This is a genomic window from Bradyrhizobium sp. CCBAU 53338 (assembly GCF_015291665.1).
GTDB lineage: Bacteria > Pseudomonadota > Alphaproteobacteria > Rhizobiales > Xanthobacteraceae > Bradyrhizobium.
On record NZ_CP030048.1, the window covers coordinates 7,240,868 to 7,261,266 of the forward strand.

Annotated in this window: 12 protein-coding genes and 1 other annotated feature; of the genes, 8 read left to right on the top strand and 4 right to left on the bottom strand. The window is 53.6% G+C overall.

The annotated features are described in order from the left end of the window. Positions 1–192 precede the first annotated feature (192 nt). Positions 193–3,417 carry an adenylate/guanylate cyclase domain-containing protein gene (locus XH90_RS34015; RefSeq protein WP_194478575.1) on the top strand — a complete coding sequence of 1,075 codons (3,225 nt, stop codon included), beginning with the start codon at positions 193–195 and terminating at the stop codon, positions 3,415–3,417. Between the two features lie 119 nt (positions 3,418–3,536). On the opposite strand, the gene XH90_RS34020 is transcribed toward XH90_RS34015, so the two are convergent. Both XH90_RS34020 and XH90_RS34025 read right to left on the bottom strand, forming a co-directional pair. Further along, complete coding sequence (locus tag XH90_RS34020; protein ID WP_194478576.1) at positions 3,537–4,124, bottom strand: hypothetical protein; 588 nt, start codon at positions 4,122–4,124, stop codon at positions 3,537–3,539. Positions 4,125–5,499: 1,375 nt separating this feature from the next. Beyond that, a protein-coding gene (locus XH90_RS34025) for an IS3 family transposase (protein WP_194478577.1) occupies positions 5,500–6,731 on the bottom strand; the annotation gives its coding sequence in 2 pieces (ribosomal slippage) (positions 5,500–6,440 and positions 6,440–6,731; 1,233 coding nt in all). Further along, positions 6,331–6,447 (bottom strand) — a sequence feature (AL1L pseudoknot). It overlaps the preceding gene by 117 nt. A 451-nt stretch (positions 6,732–7,182) precedes the next feature. Between XH90_RS34025 and XH90_RS34030 the strand changes: the two genes are divergently transcribed. Further along, positions 7,183–8,115, top strand: coding sequence for an HNH endonuclease (locus XH90_RS34030; protein ID WP_194478578.1), 933 nt, complete (start codon positions 7,183–7,185; stop codon positions 8,113–8,115). 72 nt (positions 8,116–8,187) lie between these two features. On the opposite strand, the gene XH90_RS34035 is transcribed toward XH90_RS34030, so the two are convergent. Further along, positions 8,188–8,505: a hypothetical protein gene (locus XH90_RS34035; RefSeq protein ID WP_210348710.1), complete on the bottom strand. Its 318-nt coding sequence runs from the start codon at positions 8,503–8,505 to the stop codon at positions 8,188–8,190. A gap of 116 nt (positions 8,506–8,621) precedes the next feature. On the opposite strand from XH90_RS34035, the gene XH90_RS34040 reads away from it, so the two are divergent. The 6 genes from XH90_RS34040 to XH90_RS34065 all read left to right on the top strand — a co-directional run bounded on the left by XH90_RS34040 (position 8,622) and on the right by XH90_RS34065 (position 17,435). Next, positions 8,622–10,190 carry a recombinase family protein gene (locus XH90_RS34040; RefSeq protein ID WP_194478579.1) on the top strand — a complete coding sequence of 523 codons (1,569 nt, stop codon included), beginning with the start codon at positions 8,622–8,624 and terminating at the stop codon, positions 10,188–10,190. Further along, on the top strand, positions 10,187–11,101 hold the full coding sequence (locus tag XH90_RS34045; protein ID WP_246755661.1) for a plasmid partitioning protein RepB C-terminal domain-containing protein: 915 nt from the start codon (positions 10,187–10,189) through the stop codon (positions 11,099–11,101). The genes XH90_RS34040 and XH90_RS34045 overlap by 4 nt, the downstream gene beginning before the upstream one ends. Continuing rightward, on the top strand, positions 11,098–11,997 hold the full coding sequence (locus XH90_RS34050) for a plasmid partitioning protein RepB C-terminal domain-containing protein (protein ID WP_194478580.1): 900 nt from the start codon (positions 11,098–11,100) through the stop codon (positions 11,995–11,997). Before XH90_RS34045 ends, XH90_RS34050 begins: the two co-directional genes overlap by 4 nt. 346 nt (positions 11,998–12,343) lie before the next feature. Next, a complete protein-coding gene (locus tag XH90_RS34055; RefSeq protein WP_194478581.1) occupies positions 12,344–15,802 on the top strand; it encodes a hypothetical protein in 3,459 nt (1,152 codons plus the stop codon). Positions 15,803–15,833: 31 nt separating this feature from the next. Next, positions 15,834–16,391, top strand: a complete 558-nt coding sequence (locus XH90_RS34060; protein ID WP_194478582.1) for a hypothetical protein — start codon at positions 15,834–15,836, stop codon at positions 16,389–16,391. 546 nt (positions 16,392–16,937) lie between these two features. After that, positions 16,938–17,435: a hypothetical protein gene (locus tag XH90_RS34065; protein ID WP_194478583.1), complete on the top strand. Its 498-nt coding sequence runs from the start codon at positions 16,938–16,940 to the stop codon at positions 17,433–17,435. Between the two features lie 97 nt (positions 17,436–17,532). Here XH90_RS34065 and XH90_RS34070 read toward each other — a convergent pair whose 3' ends face one another. After that, positions 17,533–20,385: an HD domain-containing protein gene (locus XH90_RS34070; RefSeq protein ID WP_194478584.1), complete on the bottom strand. Its 2,853-nt coding sequence runs from the start codon at positions 20,383–20,385 to the stop codon at positions 17,533–17,535. Between the last annotated feature and the right edge of the window lie 14 nt (positions 20,386–20,399).

The window sequence follows — 20,399 nt, forward strand, 5'->3', positions numbered from 1 at the left end:
AAGATCTGGGCGATCGCAGCGAAGCTGCGCGAGGACTATCTCGAACGCTTCCGCGTCAGATCGGAAATCGTTCAAGTTGATCAACCCGGCGAATTCGTCCTGATGCAGTCAATACGCGCATAGAACGCCTGTAGTTCTCCTGTTACTATAGCCACCATTCATGACGGCCATTAGCCCTCCAAGGGGTTCGGGATGCAATGCTCACGTTGCAATTCTCAGAACAAAGCTACCAATGATTATTGCGAAGCATGCGGTGCCGCCCTTGGAGTCGCATGCGACTCTTGTGGCCACGTCAATGGTGCAACCAGTCGCTTCTGCGGGCGATGCAGCGCCCCGCTGAAGCCAACCACGATTGCGACCCAACCGCACAATTGGAAACAGCTCCTTGCGGAGCTAACTGCCAAGGGTGGCGAGCGCAAGCGTTTGACCATTCTGTTCGCCGACATCCGCAACTCGACCAGCTTGATCGACAACCTCGGTGATCCGGAGCTGGGACTAAATCGGCTGCAGCCCGTTTTGAACTTAATGAACGAAGCCGTCCGTCGCTACGATGGGACCGTGAATAAGGCCCAGGGCGATGGCATAATGGCGCTGTTTGGCGCACCTCAGCCCCACGAAGATCATCCGGTTCGCGCCTGCCTGGCTGCTTTGGCGATGCAGGAAGAGATGAAGCGGCTGGATGACAACGACCTTCGGATTCGGGTCGGGATCCACACCGGTGAAGTCGTTGTTCAAGCGATAGAACACGGAATCTATCAGACTTATGACGCCGCGGGCGCGAATGTGCACCTAGCAAATCGCCTGGAGCAGCTAGCTGAAGCTGACTCCATTCTGGTCTCAAAGGAAACCTATGAAGCGGCGAAGCAGTTCGTCGAAGTCGACCCGCTTGGTCAGCAGACGATACGGGGCATCAGCAAGCCGGTTGAAGTTTTTAAGCTGACCGGTCTTCGACATGCGCCGTCAAGCGGGGCGTTTCGCAGTGGCCGACGACTAAGTCCGCTTACAGGTCGAGCCAAGGAAGCATCCGCGCTTGCATTGGAGCTCGAGGCAACCCTGAAGGGCGATGGGCGCGTTGTCGGCGTCGTGGGCGAGGCGGGGATCGGGAAAAGTCGCCTTTGTTTTGAGTTTGCGGAAGGTTGCCGCGCGCGGGGAATTCGCGTCTATGAAGCTCGTGTGCTTGCTCATGGTCAGGCGACCCCCTTTCAGCCTGTCCTAGAACTGCTCCGGGATGTCTTCGGGTTGAAAGCAATAGAGGGTGTTGAGGCGTCGCGGCGACGGGTCTTGGACCGCTTGGCTAAGCTTCCCGTGCCCGAACATTTGGCACCAGTTTTGCTCGATTTCCTAGGGCTAGCCGATCATCGGCAAGCGGCGATCAAGCTTGACCCTAAATCACGCAAGATTCAGCTGCTTGAGTTTGTGCAAACACTCGTGCGGTCGAGTTCTCCGGATGAAGCAACCGTCGTGCTGATCGAAGATCTGCACTGGATCGACGCCGCTAGCGAAGAATTCGTCGAGGCGCTCGCCGATGCAGTGGTCGGCAGCCCTACACTCCTAGTTCTGAACTTTCGCCCGGGCTTTGCAGCGCCGCTGGTGCAAAGAATGCATTACCGGCAGATCAACATCCCGCCGTTGTCATCATCGGATGCACACCAGATTGTGCAAGATTATTTCGGGGCCGACTCTTCCATCGCGTTGGTAAGCCGGAATATCGTCGAACGGGCTCAAGGGAATCCGTTTTTTTTAGAAGAATTGATGAATTCGCTCATCGAACGTGGCGAGCTCGACGGAACAAAAGGCGCTTATCGCCTTAGAGCCGGTATCGACTCGATCCCATTGCCTGCGACGGTGCAGGCCGTTGTCGCCGCTCGCATCGATAGACTTGACTACTCCTCGAGACAAGTCCTCGAGATCGCTTCGGTCGTCGGTCGTGAGATCTCCATTCCGGTCTTGGAGTTGGTTTCGGTGTTACCTCATGTCGAGATTCTCGACGCGATTGGGCGCTTGAAAAGAGCAGAACTTCTCTACGATGTTCCGCCATTTGAGCAGAAGGTAATTGCATTCCGTCATCCGCTGATTCAAGAAGCCGCCTATCGATCATTGCTACATGCGCGTCGCCGTGACCTTCATTCATCCGTCGCAGACGCGATTGGAAAGGTCTTCAAAGCTCAACTTGACGAGAAGGCTTCGCTCCTCGCGTATCACTTCGAACAAGCGACAGAGTTGTTCAAAGCGGCGCAATGGAACATGCGTTCCGCTGTTTGGGTTGGTGCCAACGACCCCCGACAGGCATTGAAAGACTGGAAGAAGGTTCGCGAGCTTCTTTCAAAAGAAGCGTCATCTGCGCAGACTGATTATTTGCGAATGATGGCTGCTGGCCAGATCGTCAACTTTGGCTGGCGTGAGGGCATTTTAGCGGACGAGGCTACCGTTTACTTTAACGAAGCAAAGGATCTAGCACTCTCGTTAAAAGATATGAGGGCCAGCGCTCTGATCCACGCAGCTTATGGACGGATCTTAGCGAACGGCGGCTCAGCAGACGAATATGTGGACAGGATCCGCGAAGCCAAGGCGATTGCGGACCAAGGTAGCGATCGAAGCGTGAGCGTTACATTAAAGGCAATCCTTTGCCACGCACTCCGACTCTCTGGTCGGATGTCCGAGGCCCTTGCAATGAACCTCGAAGCGTCGGCTTCTGTGAACGAGATCGTCGAATCAGATCGCAAGATGCTGGGCTTCGACGTTGAGATATGGCTGACCGCCATGCGGGGGCACACTCTAGTGACTTTGGGTCGAGCGGCGGAGGCTAAGCCACTTCTGGACCGCATTCTTGCGTTAGACGAGGGCAGCGTTGACGTCATTCATCACGCGATCCCTAGCTTTTCTTACGTGGATATTGCTTGGTTCGAAAAGAACGCCGAATTGGCGCGCGAGCATGCGAATCGCGCTTACTCACTTGCTCTAAAGAGCGGAAATCCGTATTTGCGGGTCTATTCACAAGCTTGTCGCGGCCTCGCTCATAGCATCGCCGGAAGGCTTACGTCGGCCATCGCCGATCTGTCGGAGGCGCTAAATTTCGCTCGCACTCGAAAAGTCGGCCTCGAGAATGAAGCGAGAATCCTGGCAGATTTGGCAAACGTCCACATGCAGAATGGGGATAAAGAGATTGCTCTATCCATTGCTGAGGAGGCCATCGAAGTTGCGACTGCGCGTCACGCCCGTGTGCCCGAGTGCCTAGCTCGAATTGTGCGTGGGAATCTGTTGATCAACAGCAGCACAGCGGATCAAGCGACGGCAGGATTAAGCGAGCTCAGTCGCGCAAACGAGCTTATGGTGCAAACAGGGGCTCTAATCTTCGAACCTTTGCTTCGAGGCGCAAATCCAACATTCGCTTTGAACAAGCTGGCTGGCTCGGCTTAACTAAATGTCTCAAAGAATTCGGCTTCCGGCTACAATTACCCGGATTTGGACAGCAGACTTATCCTTCGGCATCTAGCGGGTGTCGGCGCGGTTCGGGAAGCCCCGCGCCTACAAATCGCCTAGCTGCGCTTCGATTTGCTCGCCTTCTTGGTCCTTTTCGCTGTCTTCTTCTTCTTGCCTTTCCTTGCTTTCTTCTGGCCCAGTGGATGAATGGGGGACTTCTCACCGTTATCTGGTCCAGGATTTGGGTCACCTCCTTCGCTCGAAGGGATTTCGTGGTCAGTGAGTATTGTTATTTTTCTAAATATTTGACCAGCACCAGCCGGCACATCGGAGACGACAACGATATAACTATTGGGAGCAACGTTCGGATCATATTGCGCCCAAAACTGCATTCCGATTACATTTCCGGTATTATTCAGGACGGCGTTCTTCAGAGCGCGTTTTATGTCGTCCCGATTTGTCTTAGAAAGTATTCTTCCGAGAAACGCAAACCATCTTCGCTTGGGACTCGGAGTGGTGGTCGCTGTCGGCCATATTCCCAGTCTCCAAGAAGCGCGTGCGAGGTTTCTGCTGTTACCCCACAAGAAATCGTCGCCTGTGGAGGCGACGAATTGTCTAATCGCATCAAAGCTCGACCCCGTAAACTTGTTATTCAGCTGATTGATGACGTCGAGATCGTTTCCATTCGGTAGCGCGTCGCCCATTACCGCCTCCCTTCTAAAAAATGTTGAGATCAAAATAGCCCGCACTGCTTAGGGATAACTGATCCCCTAAGCAGACTCCTTTTCCTCTCGACCCAATTTGAATACGCACAACGCCTAGGCGCCTGCTTCGAACTAGAACGCTTGTTGAGATTTGCGGCTCTCTCCAACTGCGTTAGCGCAATTGTCAGACTAAACTCGCAATTGTTTTCAGCCAGTTTGGCCCTTCCTTCCGTGACTGCCCAGCAGTCAGCGGCGCAATCACAAGCGATTTGCTGATTGCATGGATGCCGACATCCCTTGCTGAGATGATGCCCCGCTTCATGCAAATAGGCAAAGACAAGCCCGTCATGATCTACTGCAGGATTGAACGCGAGCCCGCCAAAAATGTCGACGGAGCGAAGACTATCGCGAACCGAGGCTTGCGCGTTGATTGCTGCGATCCGGTCAAAAATACGAAATCTCAAACTCGGGAAAGATAGCCGAAACACCTTAGCCAGGGTGGCGATTAGCTCCTGACGTTCCCCTGAGCGGTCTTGGTTTTCAGCTATGCACCGAGGTTGATCAAAGATCATCTGCGTATAGTGGCCCCTTTGCGGATAAAGCTTACCGTTGCCATCGAAATCCGCAATGGCTGTTCGACTGCGGCTCTTAGCTGGACCACGGCAGCTTGGATCGTTGCTCCGTTGCGCGTGCTTGGAAGGCGCCTCCCGCACGCTCGCGCGACGGAAAAGGCCGTTCAAAATCTCGCCTCTTGGAAAACAACAGCCCTCTTGCGACTGCGAAAAGGGGTGCCTTTAATGCTTCATACAAAGGCTGGCGTGAGCAGCACGCCTCGGCGAGGAGAGCGCACCTAATTCAGGTGGGCTACACTCCTCCCAAGCCCGCGGCTTTGGGTATATCCCATTGCAAATGGGGTTTTTGGGGCCGAAGCCGTCGCTCTTGCGGTGGGAAGTTAGACCAAGCTTGGCGACGTATGCCGCTGATGCGGCACAAGAATCCGACATGGCCGCGGGTCTAAGACACTCCTCCCTCCGCGCCCTGCATTCGTGCTCCAGTTGCATTTGCAATGCGTGCTTGCCGAAAGTCGGTAAGGAGTTCTAATCTGCTCTGATTACCAATTCATTTGAGAGGTAATCATGGGCGATTTCATAGGGGCAGCGGGTGCGGCATTCACTACGGGCTCGCTGAATTGGATGTTTGACACCGACATCAAAGCAACCTTCGCCACTATCGAGGAGCTGAGGAAGACTTTTCCCAACTTGCTTCTGCCCATGCAGAACCCTGGGCCGAAGGAGGCCAGGAAACAGACACTCCGCTTCGCGGCCTTCCTTCTTACTGAACCGCCCCGGGTTTGCCGGAGGCCATTTGGTTTGAGTTAGGCCGCCATGGCGGGTTGTTCCAGCATGGCGTAGTAGCGTTGCTCGGCTTCGGCTGGCGGGATGTTGCCGATGGGCTCGAGGAGCCGTCGGTTGTTGAACCAATCCACCCATTCCAGGGTCGCGAACTCGACGGCCTCGAAGCTGCGCCATGGCCCGCGCCGATGGATCACCTCAGCCTTGTAGAGCCCGTTGATGGTTTCGGCGAGAGCGTTGTCATAGGAATCTCCTACGCTGCCGACAGAAGGCTCGACACCAGCTTCAGCCAAGCGCTCGGTGTACTTAATGGATACGTATTGGCTGCCCCTGTCGCTGTGGTGCACGAGCCCGCCACGATGGACCGGCCGTCGATCATGCAGCGCCTGCTCCAGCGCATCGAGCACGAAGCCTGCATGCGCCGTGCGCGAGGCTCGCCAGCCCACGATCCTGCGGGCATATGCGTCGATGACGAAGGCGACGTAGACAAAGCCCGTCCAGGTCGCGACATAAGTGAAGTCGGAGAGCCAGAGAACGTTCGGCCTTGGCGCCTTGAACTGGCGGTTGACGTGATCCAGCGGGCATGGCGCGGCCTTGTCGCTGATCGTGGTCTTGACCGGTTTGCCGCGGATAACCCCTTGCAAACCCATCTCCCGCATCAGTCGCGACACCGTGCAACGGGCAACATCGAAGCCTTCGCGCTTGAGCTGGCGCCAGACCTTGCGCACGCCGTAGACGGAGAAGTTTTGATCGAAGACGCGCCGAACCTCCATCTTCAGCGCAGCGTCCTGCCTGGCGCGCGTCGACCGTTTGGCCGGATCGCGCCGTTTGACCACATGAGCGTGGTAGGTCGAGGGGGCGATCGGCAACACCTTGCAGATCGGCTCGACCCCATGCGCCCCACGATGATCGTCAATGAAGGCGATCATGGCTTGGACCGGCGGTCGAGCTCCGCCATCGCAAAATAAGCGCTCGCCTTGCGCAGTATCTCGTTGGCTTGTCGAAGCTCACGGTTCTCCCGTTCCAGGGCCTTCAGCTTCTCGGCCATCTCGGTCGGAACACCAATCCGCCGCCCGCTGTCGATCTCGGCCTTCTTGACCCAGTCATGCAGCGTCTGCGGCGTGCAGCCGATCTTGGCCGCAATCGATGTCACTGCCGCCCAGCGCGAAGGGTGCTCGCCGGCGTGATCCAGAACCATCCGAACCGCACGGTCCCGGACCTCGGGTGAAAACTTGTTCGTCGTCTTGCTTGTCATGGCTCCATCCTCTCAGGAGTTGGAGCCTCCGGCAAACCCGGGGCGGTTCATACCGACGCAGTTACTTTCAGCGGCAATTACCCGGCTCCCAATTTTAAGAATTGGCTCAAATGGCTCACCTGGCTTGGAAAGAAGGCAGGAGGAACGGTCACTCTGGATGGCGCGGACTACCCGGGAAAGGCTAGCGAGATGATCTTAGATGTGATGGCGAGAGCTCTGCCGCACGGCGGCCCACCCTCTCCTATTCATTTCTCCTGGACCAATGATGCCGCGGCCGCTCATTTCGCTGTGGCCGGCACGACGGTCGGCGGATTTCGCATTGATATCACCGCTCCAGATCACGGCCACGTAGCTGCCAACTCTGACGATGAGGATGGAATTTAGACATAGCTCAGCACAAGCCGTCACACGTGCGACGTGACACAACGCACCCGTTTCATCATCGGTCCATATGGATACTGAAGCGGCATCGCTTGACAAGCCGATGCGTATTGCAGCCTTCGACCACGTCCGAAGGCTAACTGAGCTCCATTCGCATCTGACCGCAACAGAATTGAGGCCAGGCTTCCCATTTCAAGGCGAGCGCGTGCCCCTGCTCAACGAGCGCCGCGGCATCTTCAAGCCGCGCCAAATGCGCTATTTGCTGTCTATCAAAACGGTCTTTCCCAAGCCAGGAGGCAAAGTTTGGTATGACGATCAGAGGGAGGTTCATCGTCAGATATTCCAAAGTGACGAGACCGTAGACTACGCCTTCATGGGTCAAGACCCTGACTCCGCTGACAACCGATGGCTAAGGGAGGCGTATGAGAACTCCATTCCAATCATATACTTTCTCGGAGTGGCGCCGGGGCGTTATCAAGCATTTCTTCCGGCATTCATTTCAAGCTGGAATGGCAGCGCCTTGAGGGCTGGGGTAGCGTTCGGTTCTGTCGAGCATGGCTTGATCCCACCAGCTGAGGGGCCAGAGCGCAGATATGCGCTTCGGACGATAAAGCAACGATTGCATCAAGCTACTTTCAGAGAGGCAGTGATTGCGGCTTACAATGGACGGTGCGCCCTTTCGGGACTGCCAGAGCCCCTCCTATTGGATGCCGCTCACATCGCCGCCGACGCACACGAAAAGCTGGGACAGCCAGTAGTCTCCAATGGTCTCCCGTTATCTAAGATCCACCATGCCGCCTTCGATGCACATTTAATCGGGATCGACCCCGACTTTGGGATACATGTTTCAGAGCGGCTACTGGGCCAAAGAGATGGCCCTATGTTGGACGCGCTCAAGCAACTGAACGGTCGGCAAATTCGGCTTCCCGATAGAATGCGAGATCGTCCAGACCGAGATAGGTTGGCGGCACGCTATGAGACCTTCAAAATTGCCTCGGCTTAGCGCATCTTAATTCGCTCCCCGAGCCGCTCAACCGAGGGACTTCGCTCGTTGAGCCACGCCGACTTCAGTCCATCAGCGTCGCCGAACAAGGTCTATCAGTTCCGCCAGTCTCCGCTCGAGGTCCTCGATTTTTGCACTCATCAGCAGGTTTTCACGGCCGGCCATCGAGAGCACCGCCATCAACACAGCGTCGCAGTGTTTGATAAGCGTAACCAGATGATCCCCACTCGGACCGTAGTGACCCGCGAACCAATTCTTCACAGTGCGTTCATTGGCTCCAGTCCAAGCCGCTACAATCTTCACATGCGCACTTGTCTTTCCGAGCTCTTCGTTCAGGGCAGCTGCAACTCTCGTAGCGAAGATTCTGGAATTTGTTCCATTTTCGCTCATGTTTCTGCTCGCCAGGAAACATCTTGCCCCTTTTTGGAAACGACATTCCCTCAACCTGCTTCCTATGATCGCCAAGATCGGCGGCCGCAAAGTGACAGCACAAAAAGAGCATTTCGATGGGGCGCCGTTTGATACGCCGACCTTTCAAAACCGAAGATCGCGATGGCGACATCAAGCCCGCAGCGGCCTATGTCCGTATGTCAACTGACCATCAGAAGTATTCGACCGAAAACCAGCTGGAGACGATCGAACGATATGCCGCAAACCGCGGCTTTCGGATTGTCGCGACATTTGAAGACTCTGGCCGAAGCGGCCTAAGAGTGGACGGCCGAGAAGGCCTCCAACGCCTTATGCGCGAAGTCCAGAGCGGCCAAGCCACTTTTTCGGCCATTCTTGTTTATGATGTCAGTCGATGGGGCCGCTTCCAAAACGCAGATGAAGGCGCATACTACGAATACGTCTGCTCTCGCGCGGGAATCCGAGTTCACTATTGCGGCGAACAGTTTGACAATGATGGCAGCATTGGATCGGTTCTGCTTAAGAACGTGAAGCGGGTGATGGCCGGTGAATATAGCCGAGAATTGTCGGTCAAAGTATTCGCCGGCCAATGCAGACTTGTCGAGCTTGGGTTTCGACAAGGTGGACCTGCTGGATTTGGCCTCAGGCGCCAGCTCATTGACGAACACCGCGCACCCAAGGCGATGTTGAACCGCGGAGATCGGAAAAGCCTGCAGACAGATCGAGTTGTGCTTACCCTCGGGCCGGCAGAGGAAGTGGAGCAGGTCCGACAAATCTATAGGATGTTTGTTGAGCAGGGACTATCTGAGAAGGAGATTGCAGCACAGCTAAATATGGCGGGCACTCTCACAGATTTGGGTCGTCCTTGGACACGTGCTTCGGTCCATCAGATCCTCACCAATGAGAAATACATCGGAAACAACGTTTTCAACCGCGTCTCGTTCAAGCTCAAGCAGAAGCGCGTCGTGAATAATCCCGATACCTGGGTTAGAGCTGACGCGGCCTTTCCCCACCTAGTCAGCCATGAACTCTTTGACCGAGCTCGCGCGATCATTGATGCTCGTAGCGCTCACTATTCAGATGAGGAACTGCTGGCCCTGCTGCAGGGGATTCTGAAGGAGGAGGGCTACCTCTCCGGGCTTATTATTGACGAGCGAGAGGACATGCCTTCGGCAAGCGCCTATCGTCATCGCTTCGGAAGCCTGATCCGAGCCTACAGTCTAATCGGATATATACCGGATCGAGATTACTCTTACATTGAGATAAATCGCCAAATAAGAGATACCTATCCGACGGTTGTCGCCACCATAGTTCACGGCTTCGAGCTATCTGGCGCCGGCGTCTCTGCAGATCACAATCAGCTTCTGACCATAAATGATCAATTCACGGTAGCCGTCGTAATCGCGCGAGCGCGCATTTATGGCAGCGGATATCGCTGGCATGTGAGGTTTGACACGGGCTTGGTCCCAGATCTTACGATCGCAGTCCGATTGTCAACTTCGAACGCGGACGTATTGGACTATTACGTTTTTCCTAGACTCGACCTCACGACACCTCGGCTGAAGCTTGCTCAAGACAACGCGCTTCATTTGGATGCATATCGATTCGACGCGTTGGATTCGCTCTATGCGCTGGCCAGACAGTGTCCCTTCGAGGAGGCCGCATGAATATGCCAGACATAACAGGCGGCTCTCGGCTAGAGATCAAGGCCATACCGATCAGCCAGATTCGTATCCTAAACCCTCGCGCGCGCAATCAGCGGAATTTTCACGAGATTGTAGAGAGCATAGCGAAGGTAGGCCTGAAACGTCCTATCACGGTTAGTCCTTGCACTTCTGACGGCGGGCCTTACCGATATGATCTGGTATGCGGGCAGGGTCGAATAGAAGCGTTCATTCAACTAGGCCAGCAAGAGATTCCGTCGATCGTTATTCATGCAGAGGAGAGTGATTGCCTCGTTATGAGCCTGGTCGAGAACTGTGCTCGCCGTCAGCATCGAGCAATCGATCTATTGGAGGATATTAGCACCCTACGAGGTCGCGGTTACGATGAAAGAGAGATTGCCAACAAGATCGGCGTCAGCCTGGACTATGTTCGAATGATTAGCACACTCCTCTCGAAAGGCGAGGAACGCCTCGTTCACGCGGTCGAAACCGGCATTATACCCCTCAACATGGCGATCGAGATTGCCCGATGCGACGACAATGAAGTGCAGCGCGCTTTGACACAGGCGTATACGGAGAAGAAGTTGCGGGGCAGAAAGTTAGTTGCGGTCAGGCGGGTAATTGAACAGCGTCAAAGGCGCGGCAAACATCTGCACGGGCAAAGTTTTGGACGGCAGACTGCCAAGAGGCCTCTTACCAGCGAATCCATGATTAGGGTCTACAGGCAGGAGGCTGATCGTCAGCGCCTTTTGATCAAAAAAGCTGAAATAACTCAAAACCGGCTATTGTTTGTGGTCGAGGCAATCCGAGCGCTGCGTGATGACGCCGAGTTCGTCAGACTGTTGCAGACAGAAGATCTCGCGATGATGCCCTCGATATTGCAAGAACGACTCGCAGCGAGGCCAAGTCAATGAATCAATACGTCGATCTCGTTGCTTTGGGCGAAGTCGTGCAGGCCTTTAGCTCCGACACCATCCACATCGATCTCTCCAAAATCCTGCCCGTGCGAGCAATCGGGAAGACCGTAAAGTCTAGCCGGAAATACCAGCAAATTGCTTGTTCCATTAGGGAGATCGGCCTAGTCGAACCGCCAGTGGTTTGCCGAGATAAGCAGAGGACAGATACGTTTCTCTTGCTAGACGGCCACCTTCGAATTGAAGTGCTGAAAGATATTGGCGAAACGCAAGTGGAATGTTTGCTGTCTAGCGACGACGAGGCCTTCACTTATAACAAGAGGGTAAGCCGCCTGTCAGCCATTCAGGAACAGCGAATGATCGCGAAGGCCATAGAGCGCAACGTTCCGAAAGAGAAGATAGCTAGAGCACTTGATATCAACGTTCGTAGCTTAGTCCGGAAGGCAACGTTGATTGAAGGAATATGCGAGGAGGCCGTGGCCCTTCTGAAAGATAAGATGTGCCCGATGGCCGTATTCGACATATTGCGGAAGATGATTCCAATACGGCAGATTGAGACAGCAGAGCTTCTGATCAACGCGAACAACTATTCGGTGGGATACGCCTCGGCCATCCTCGCGGGCACCGCTCAAGCGCAGCTCGTAAACTCGTCGACGCCGAAGCGGATAAAGGGGATGACTGCAGAGGCTCTTTCTCGAATGGAAACCGAGCTTTCGAGGCTTCAGCAGGCGATGACATCGATTCAGGACAGCTACGGTCAAGACCACCTGCACCTCACGGTGCTCAGAGGTTACTTAGCCAAACTTGTCGGTAACACGAAAATTGCCAAGTATCTTGAGAGACACCACCCGGAATTCTTCTGCGAATTCAAGTCTATCGTTGAGACGTCGGCATGACGGCGTAGACACGCTGAAGTCTTTTTGGGCCTAAGGGGACCCGGACCCTACAAGCGCGGGGACCACGGGAGAAGCCGCACCTGGAGGCGGAGCAATCGTGGTGATGGGGATGGCGGCGAACCCGCTCGGAGCCCATCAGGCCGGCGAGCTTTCGCTGGCTGAACGACTAATCGGGGTGGCGGCCGCTTCGCGGCCGACACTCCTTCTGGATATAGAGTTCGGCTTCAATCGGTGTTGCAACTCTAAGTTATTCGCGTTTCAATGGCATACGGCAGTTATATATTGAACCATAATTCCTCGGGGGTAAGGGCGTCCAATTGCTCCTATATGGAAGAGAGACTTTTTGATGTGTGCGCGGCTGCTGCTCGGCATCACAATCGGCGTTTATTTCTGCGGCGCCGCAAACGCGGCAGCTCTTTCCACCGACCAAGCTAAGACGAGCTTTGGTCGAGCGGTGTTCTCAGCCCTGAGTGACCCCGACGCTCGAATACGAAGTTACGGGTGGCAGGCAATTGGACAGCTTGGCCGCTTGTCCGGCGCCAATCAGCTCCACACCCTGAAATTTGAGCAGTTTATCCTTCAAGATCGTGACGCGGCGATCGCGCACATTGACAACCTGTTCGACCGCGCTGCTGTGGCTACCGACGACGGAAGCACAAAAACCGAGCTTGCCGAATTCCGACAACTTTCCTTATCAGTTCCGGAGGTAGCAGCACTAGCTCTTGGCCGGCCAAAGCTCGGTAAGGTCTTCGATTCTGAGACGTTGAGGCAATTCCGCGAAGCAGCACAACGTCAACGTCCTCAATTGATGATCACTCCCAGCGGCGACTCAGCAATCGCAACCTCTCTCGATGCACTCGAATCGTCGAACGCGAATGAAACCGAAATGCGGCGGGATGGTTCGGCAACCCTGGCTCGATCTACACTTCAGCCCTCTCTCCTCGATCGAATCGAGATCCTCTTGAACAACAATAGCTTCCGACCGGAAGCTCGGCGCAACCTCGCTCTCGCAATGATCCGCAACGGACGCTCGGCCAAAACATTATTGGTCGTGGATGACTTATTGGCCGCCGGCGTCAACAGTGCCGAACAAAACGGATTTGCACTCGACATCCTCACAACAATGCTGCTGGTAGCTCCGTCGCAAGGACGACAAGCAACCATAGATCGCGCGAACCAAATTATTCCTCTCTTATCGGACACAGAATTGTTCGTGAAGGCGAGCGCGGTTCTAAGTCAAATAGCAAGAGATGACTTCGCAAAGATTATTTCTCTTCAACTCATGAGGCGGATCGAGATTGGAGATGGACTTGGAGGAAATCTTTGCGTTTACTCTCAAGCACTTCCCCGGTCGCGAGATCTTCCGCTAGAGTTGGCTCTGGTGTCGCGAATCCCTAGCGAAGGCGCTAATCGAATAGACACTGCAGGCTGCGTGATCATCCTGGGTGAAGACTCCAACCTCACCAGCAGTCTTCGGGAGCTGGCTCTGAAAATTGAGCCGGCGGAAAAAGAAGAGCGACAGCGTCGCCTCAAGGCCTTGGACGCCCTCTGGAACGAGGCTTCCAACCTGGACGGTCGTCAATTCCCAAACATAGTCGAGGCAGCTCGAAAACTATTGATATTGGATGCAGCTAGCCTCGCGAGCGATTTTCCCTTGACGTCGACCACCTCCCTTTCAAATTGGATGGAGCGCGCTGAAACTGCTAGAATTCCAACACAGCTCTACCGGTCGTATCTGTTGCGCAAAGCGCTCATTTGGCTTCCAACAGTAGTTGGAGGAATACTGTTGTGGCCAATTGCGCTCATTCTTATAGTTCTGACGTCTCGTTCAGAGACCATACGGGTATTCCTATTGTTTCATCCTCTTGGACGCCAAATTGGCGCGCTTGGCCAAACAAACACGTTAATTTTCTCCATTCCAATCCTTCGGCGCTTGTTCTTTCTTCCCTATCGAACGATCATGTTAGGACAATTAGCTCAGGACATCGCCTCCGAAAGCCCCGAAAATAACTACTATTCTAGTTCTGGCGTAGCTGAACTTGAGCGAGGGGCCATCGCTCATCAATTACGGGAGCTTGATAGAAGCACACTAAGCGTGGCTCCTCCCGAGCGGCCCACAGTTGTCGAGAAGCTTAGCCAATGGGAAGGACTGCTCTTTCTGATCGGACAGTCTGGAAGGGGCAAATCAATGTTCGTCCGTTATCAAATGTCCATCACTGGACAAGCGCGCGATCCTGAGATCTTCGCAACTGCTATCGAGCTGGGTCGAGAACCCGCAAAAGCAATACAAGCAAGATTTGGATCGGCCGTGCCGGACGATCGTCTCATCGACTCGCTAATCCAATCGAAGCGACTGACCTTGTATATCGATGGCTTGAACGAGGTAGACCCTGATACGCGTGCATCAATCTTGGACTACATGGCCGCGCGCCCCCACTCGAACATCCTTGTAACGACCCAACCTCTCGATCGTTACCCTAGTGGAGCTAAGTTGCTGGCCTTACTCCCATTAACTCGGTCGCAAATAGTTTCATTCCTCTCCAGCCGCGCCCGAGATAAAACGGAGGATAGCGAAATCAGCGGCTATCGCACACAGTCTCTAGCTTTTGTCGCTGAGAAGCTAGCCGAGGCCGACGGAGAGTTTGAGGTTGGCGATACTGACGGGCGAGAAAGATCTCGCGCGCTTGTCGAACGATTGTCCAACCCGATGGATTTGCAGACTATCGCGGACTTGCTCCTTCTTGGTCAAAGGCCCGACGTGTGGGCCCTTCAAAAGCAACGACATAGGTTAGTAGACGATCTATTTCGCGAGCAAGGAGGAGGTGATCCCTTCCCACTTCGGGCGTTTTCTCGATCCGTTTATGAAGCGCGAAGGGACGGCACTTCCGAAATTGACGGAGATCACTTTCCACGCGTCGCGGAAGTCCTGCTGAAAGAGAAACAGATTCAACGATACGTAACAGTCGCTTCTGGATTTAAGTCGGATGGTTATATTTTTCGGCATGACAAGATAAGAGACTTCTATACATGCGCAACGTTTGTTGCGGATCCAGAGCTTAGAACGATGCACGCAGGTGACGATAAATTTGCAGGCGTCTACGACCTCCTCTGCCAAGAATTGCCTCCGCGAGAGGCCACTGAGCTACGCGAATATCTTGCCGAACGAGCGTTGGATAACGGAGACCATCGCATGTCGGACCGATATTTGGAGGGACTTCGCACGCGCCGCGCTCTCGATAGTAAAGATCCGCCATGGTTGGCCGAGTTTGACCGAGATGATGTCGCAGGCGAAAACGACGTGGTGGCCCGACGAGAGGCCGTGCGCGCCCAGGCCGTCGCTTCAATGGCAGAGTCGCTAGCTCGATTGGATGCCGGCCGAACCGGAACTCGTGTAATCTCAGCGCCGCGCTCAGACCTTCTGCTCGAGGCAACGACATCCTTGCTATCTGAGGCCGGCGTTGTCCCAGCGGGCGTAGGGTCGGCCCAGAAGCTCCTCTTCGTTACACCATCCCAATTCAAGTTTGGCGTTCTCGGCTTAGCGCACTATGGAGACCTCCCTACGTCGATGCTCGAAGGAGCGAGAGCGCTGTTAGGCTTAATTCCAGCGGATAGCGTGCCGACGATGGTCGTTGTGAACGCGCAGGCGGATCTAGAGCCATCTAAGCGCTCTGAAGCAAGCTTGTCGGCGATAAGAGTCATCTTTGAAGATCAGCTTGTGCCGGTAATCACAGCTTGTGATTTGCTATCGCTTGTGAGGTCAGAACAAAAGGGTGTCCGATATGATCTTGCGGGGCTTTGGAGTTAAGTTAGCTAGACGACTATTCTGGCGACTCTCGGTGATCGCATTCGTTTACGAAGGATCGGGGACAGCGGTCTTTGCGCAGGTTGAGACGAAGGTATTTCAAAACAGCTACATTTCTCTCGAAGTGCCTACCACATGGGATTGCGTTCGAGAGGGGGACGCCTTCGTCTGTCAGGAGAATGGCCTTCCTACGGTATCTTCAATGGCTGTCATTGCTGCAAAGATAGCTGACCCAGAGACCGACACTCCAGCTGTTTTTGCATCGGAATTGGGCCTTCAGCGCACTAAGAAGGCTTTGGATGGAACGACGATGCTGTCGAAGCCGATAGACAGTCGCCTGCGATGCATCCGAGGAACGAGATGGCAATGGGCGAAGCAATATCAATCCGAGCTAGCCAACTACTACACTGAATATTTTGCCACCGTAACAAAAGGCATCGCGATCCTTGTATCTATTTCATACCACACCAGTGTCGAGGCCGACGGACGAGAATTTGCACGTTTGATAGCGAGACGTCTCACCGTAACATACGGCGCTGCAAATCCGCTTGCATCTCTGACAGACAAGTCCGCTTGCAAATGGGAGGACTAGCCGCTGCCATCGATATTGATTGCAGCTGAGTAATAGCGGCGGACCCGTCGAGCCCATCAGGTCGGCGCGCTTTCGCCGGCTCACTGGTCAGATCGGAGTGGCGGCTTAACCTTGTCACTCCGTCTCTCGCAGGTCAGATAGACCAGGGCTCTGGCAGGGCAAAGCTCTGCCGTCAAATTCCCCCTCCAAATCAATGCTGACTTGCTTCTTTGGCCTGGCTGATTCACGATCTGTCACATTGGCGGCGCGTGTAAATGGACCGCGGTCTTCCGCAGCTGGACCGGCAGCTGACCGAATCCATTGAAAGCTACTGGTTTCCAAGGCTCGGTCCGCCTTCGCCGTAGGCAACATTCGAGTCACGTTCGCGCACCTCTTATCGGCGATTGGGGGCCAAGCCGTCCGCTTTGACGCGCCCATAACGATTAGAAGCAGGAACAACATCCTCTCAATTGTCAGGCATGCATAATTATGGCGAAGCAAAATCAGGATAGCTCCAAAAAACTGCGTGGGGGTTCACCTGCAACTAGCCAAGGGGGAGGTATATGGGTGCAGCTTCAGCCGGATCAACTGGAGGCCCTGGATGCTTGGATTGAAAAACAGGCTAGTCAGCTATCCCGTGCCCAAGCGATATGCTGCATCGTGAAAAGTCGATTGAAGGGCAAAACCAACCCTAACCGCTCAAAATTATACTCCAAGACTCAGTTGCGAGATGCCTTAGAAACGCTCCGAGCGCCAACTCCGATATCAGACCGATTGAAGAAGGAGAAGGATGACGACTATCGCAAACGTTTAATAAGGTGGACCGTCAAGAACAGTAAATCGCGCAACGCGCGTGAGGTATATAATCGACTTCAAGTCCCTGAGTGGATCCTTTGGATCAATGAGGCCGCAGGCGTGTCAGCAGAACTCATTAGAAAAGCGAAATCTGAAATGCGGCGCAGCGTAACGAGACAGCAGCAGGCCGCAAACGTTAGAAGCGTCTTGCAATGGGGGCGGGCAGCCCAGCTGCTATTCGATAAGCACTCGGCCGCTCAACGTCGCTGACTTCCTTAGCTGTTATATGTATCGCTTCTGGACTTTCACTAGGCGTTAGCTCTTGCCAATTTCGCGCGCATTGCAAATTGTGCTCGACGCGATCCCTCTATGAGATCACCAAGTTAGATAGCTTGCTGCTTCTTAATAACAAAGGAACCCACGGCTCACCTCGGTGAACGCCAGGGCACCAAAGAGCACTAACCGTCGAAGTCGGAACGGAGCTATTTGTGGCAACTAACGCTCCAACATTCCCGTATCCAAGAGCCCTCTCTCTGCACTTCGCTTTCTGGCTTGGAGTCAGCTCACTAAAATTCCGCTGGTAAAGTGTTGAAGCGATAACGGATTGGCCAACCTCAGATAGATAGTTCTTCAGTTTCGATTTCCACTGGAAAGCACGGTCAATCCTTATTGAATATCGCAAGCCTTTGAAGCTATCGAAGTCATTCTTCTTCATTTCAGCCTTGATTGCTTTGTTTGCAGCCGGACTTCCCGCACAAACGATTAGATGCACGTCACGAGTCTTGAGCAACGAGACCTGCTCTTGGCTCAAAGGGGATAGGAGATCGTGCTCGTCCTGGCATTCGATTGGCCAGTCGGCTCTGTCGACGCCTAGCAGATTTAATAGTTGGGCTCTGGCTTGAACGCCAGATGCAGAATTATCATCGACAAATACTATCGGATCATCACTCTCGTGAGCGAGTGCCGCCGCGATATCGGCCGGAAATCTGAGATCTCCCTGCCCTCGCAGCTCGCGTTTGAGCATTGCATGAACCTGATATCCACTGGTCGCAGAGAATGCGACAACGTCAGCCCCCGTTTCGAGGCCCTCAAGAATTGGCTGGATGCCGGCCACTATCGCATCCGCGTCAAAGACTGTTATCGCCAAAAGCGAATCAGCCATGGCATCCCTCAAGTCGATCGGAAACTGACTTAGATATGCTGCGACGGACTTAGGTGTCACAGACCACCCGCGAACTCCGTTGAATTTCTCCAGACGGCGCGCAATCTGTATTGCAGCTTCACTACTGTCGTCGAACGGCTCCGCTGCCCAGCACTTGTCGTCAAAATATCCTACGCTCGCTAGAGCCGAGTGAACCTGTCTTATCCGCGTTCCGGAAACACCGGACCGCAAAATCGATGTAGTATAATCTGGCAGAAAACGAGTGTATTGACGAACAGTATCGACTATCGTTTTTTCCGGACCGATTTTGAACTCGAGATCAATGTTGCCGATCTTGTTCTCCATACGAGCTAGGACCACACGCGCGGCGAAGAAGATAACTGCTCGCCACTGTTCGTCGCAAAGAACGAAACCAATTTCCTTCAAAAGCTCAAAGGCGTCCTGCTGCTCCCGCGCGTTACTATAATCTCGAACCGTCAGCAGGTGATCGTTCTGGCAGATTATTGGATTGTGGTTTTTCTGCTTTTCATGAGCATTGCCTACTGCGATCAAACAGTCGGGTCCAATCGTATCGAACTGATCGATCAACTCGAGATCATTCGAACTCGAAATTGCTTCGATAATTTTCTTCGCCTCTGAGCGAATATCCCTCTCGAGGATCGCTCCATCTCCACGCCAGAGCCGTTCTTCTCGCAAATGCTCCTCAATAATCGTGTTCTTTACCTGCTTTTTTATTCGTTTGATCGAAGCGTCAGAGGTATTTGGAAGAATCTCGTGGATCGGTGTTTGAAGGTTACCCAATCCGGGACTAAACGAGTATGCCTTCTTGGGTAAGTTTCTCGTCGTCACCCTGCTAATTAGCTTTTTGACGACTGGTGATCTTGACTTTCCGATCCTCTCGAGCAGCTCAACGTCTCGGTATGACCAGATTTTGAGGATGTTTGTTAAGTCACGATCAGCATTAGCCAGGCCGCCATTCAACTCAAGAGCTCGGCCAAATATTCGCTCTGCTGTGCGAGTAACCGCATGAAAGTAGACACGCTGATAGAGCGCAGTTCTCGCTTGAAGGATCTCATCGATGGTATCAAGTCCTGAAGAGTTTATTACGAAGAGATACTCTTCCGTCGTCGGAGCGCTTTTGAAGCCCAACGACCTTATTTGTTCGATGCTAGCTAGAATAATGCCACTGCGTAGGAATACTCGAGCTACGTCCACCCCAACAGGAATTCCGCAGTTTAAAGCGTCACGATTCACATAGTCGACCTTGTCTGCGTCGACAGCTCCTGAAATGAGTTCGGAGACCCCAGTAAGTTTTTGGTTAGGTGGTATGCCTGCAATCAGGCAGCATATTGTTAGCAGCGGAACCTGGGAATTCGGCAAATCTGCGCAAACAAAATTTCGATAGAAGTTTTCGAATCGGCGCGAGAGAAGAATTATGAGTGTCAAAACCTCGGACAGAGGAAGGTTTTTACCCAGCTGCAGATTTGCAGCGAGCAATATGTCAGTTGCGCTTTTTCCTCCAATCGAAAAAAGCTGAGGTTGGCTTGTCAGAACCTTTTCGGTGACATGAGAAAATGGAAGATGACCGATGTCATGCAACAAAGCTGCGTGGACAAGATCGGCCGAAGACAGACCCGGAATAGAATCTAGAGACTGATACTTGATACTGTTGTCAGGATTTTGCTCGAGCGCTCTTTTATCAATCGCCCGGATGAAGTTTTTGACAACATGGCCGATACCCAGAGAATGACTAAAGCGAGAGTGCTCCGCTGATGGGTATGTTAGATAGCTGAATCCAAGCTGCTTCACATATCTTAGCCGCTGCAGCACTGGACTGTCGATCAAGCGCATTTCGCGCCAATCGAACTCCATCATGCCCCATTGATTATCTTTGATCTGCTTGCTTTTTTGGTGACTGGTGGCTTTTGCTCGAGAAATCGATGACTTGACGTAGGCATCGGTAAATCCAATGGCGTCAAGGGCTCGTTCGATCGCTTGCTGAAGCGAATTATCGCTCTGCCAATTGTTTTTTAGTGAGCGAGCTCTTTCAATCGACATCGCTCAAGAACATT

What these genes read in the sequence shown, in the direction of transcription:
- XH90_RS34040 (WP_194478579.1), top strand. Translation starts at nt 8,622, where the DNA reads ATGGGGCGCCGTTTGATACGCCGACCTTTCAAAACCGAAGATCGCGAT.
- XH90_RS34070 (WP_194478584.1), bottom strand. Translation starts at nt 20,385, where the DNA reads ATGTCGATTGAAAGAGCTCGCTCACTAAAAAACAATTGGCAGAGCGAT.
- XH90_RS34035 (WP_210348710.1), bottom strand. Translation starts at nt 8,505, where the DNA reads ATGAGCGAAAATGGAACAAATTCCAGAATCTTCGCTACGAGAGTTGCA.
- XH90_RS34015 (WP_194478575.1), top strand. Translation starts at nt 193, where the DNA reads ATGCAATGCTCACGTTGCAATTCTCAGAACAAAGCTACCAATGATTAT.
- XH90_RS34030 (WP_194478578.1), top strand. Translation starts at nt 7,183, where the DNA reads ATGGATACTGAAGCGGCATCGCTTGACAAGCCGATGCGTATTGCAGCC.
- XH90_RS34020 (WP_194478576.1), bottom strand. Translation starts at nt 4,124, where the DNA reads ATGGGCGACGCGCTACCGAATGGAAACGATCTCGACGTCATCAATCAG.
- XH90_RS34050 (WP_194478580.1), top strand. Translation starts at nt 11,098, where the DNA reads ATGAATCAATACGTCGATCTCGTTGCTTTGGGCGAAGTCGTGCAGGCC.
- XH90_RS34045 (WP_246755661.1), top strand. Translation starts at nt 10,187, where the DNA reads ATGAATATGCCAGACATAACAGGCGGCTCTCGGCTAGAGATCAAGGCC.
- XH90_RS34055 (WP_194478581.1), top strand. Translation starts at nt 12,344, where the DNA reads ATGTGTGCGCGGCTGCTGCTCGGCATCACAATCGGCGTTTATTTCTGC.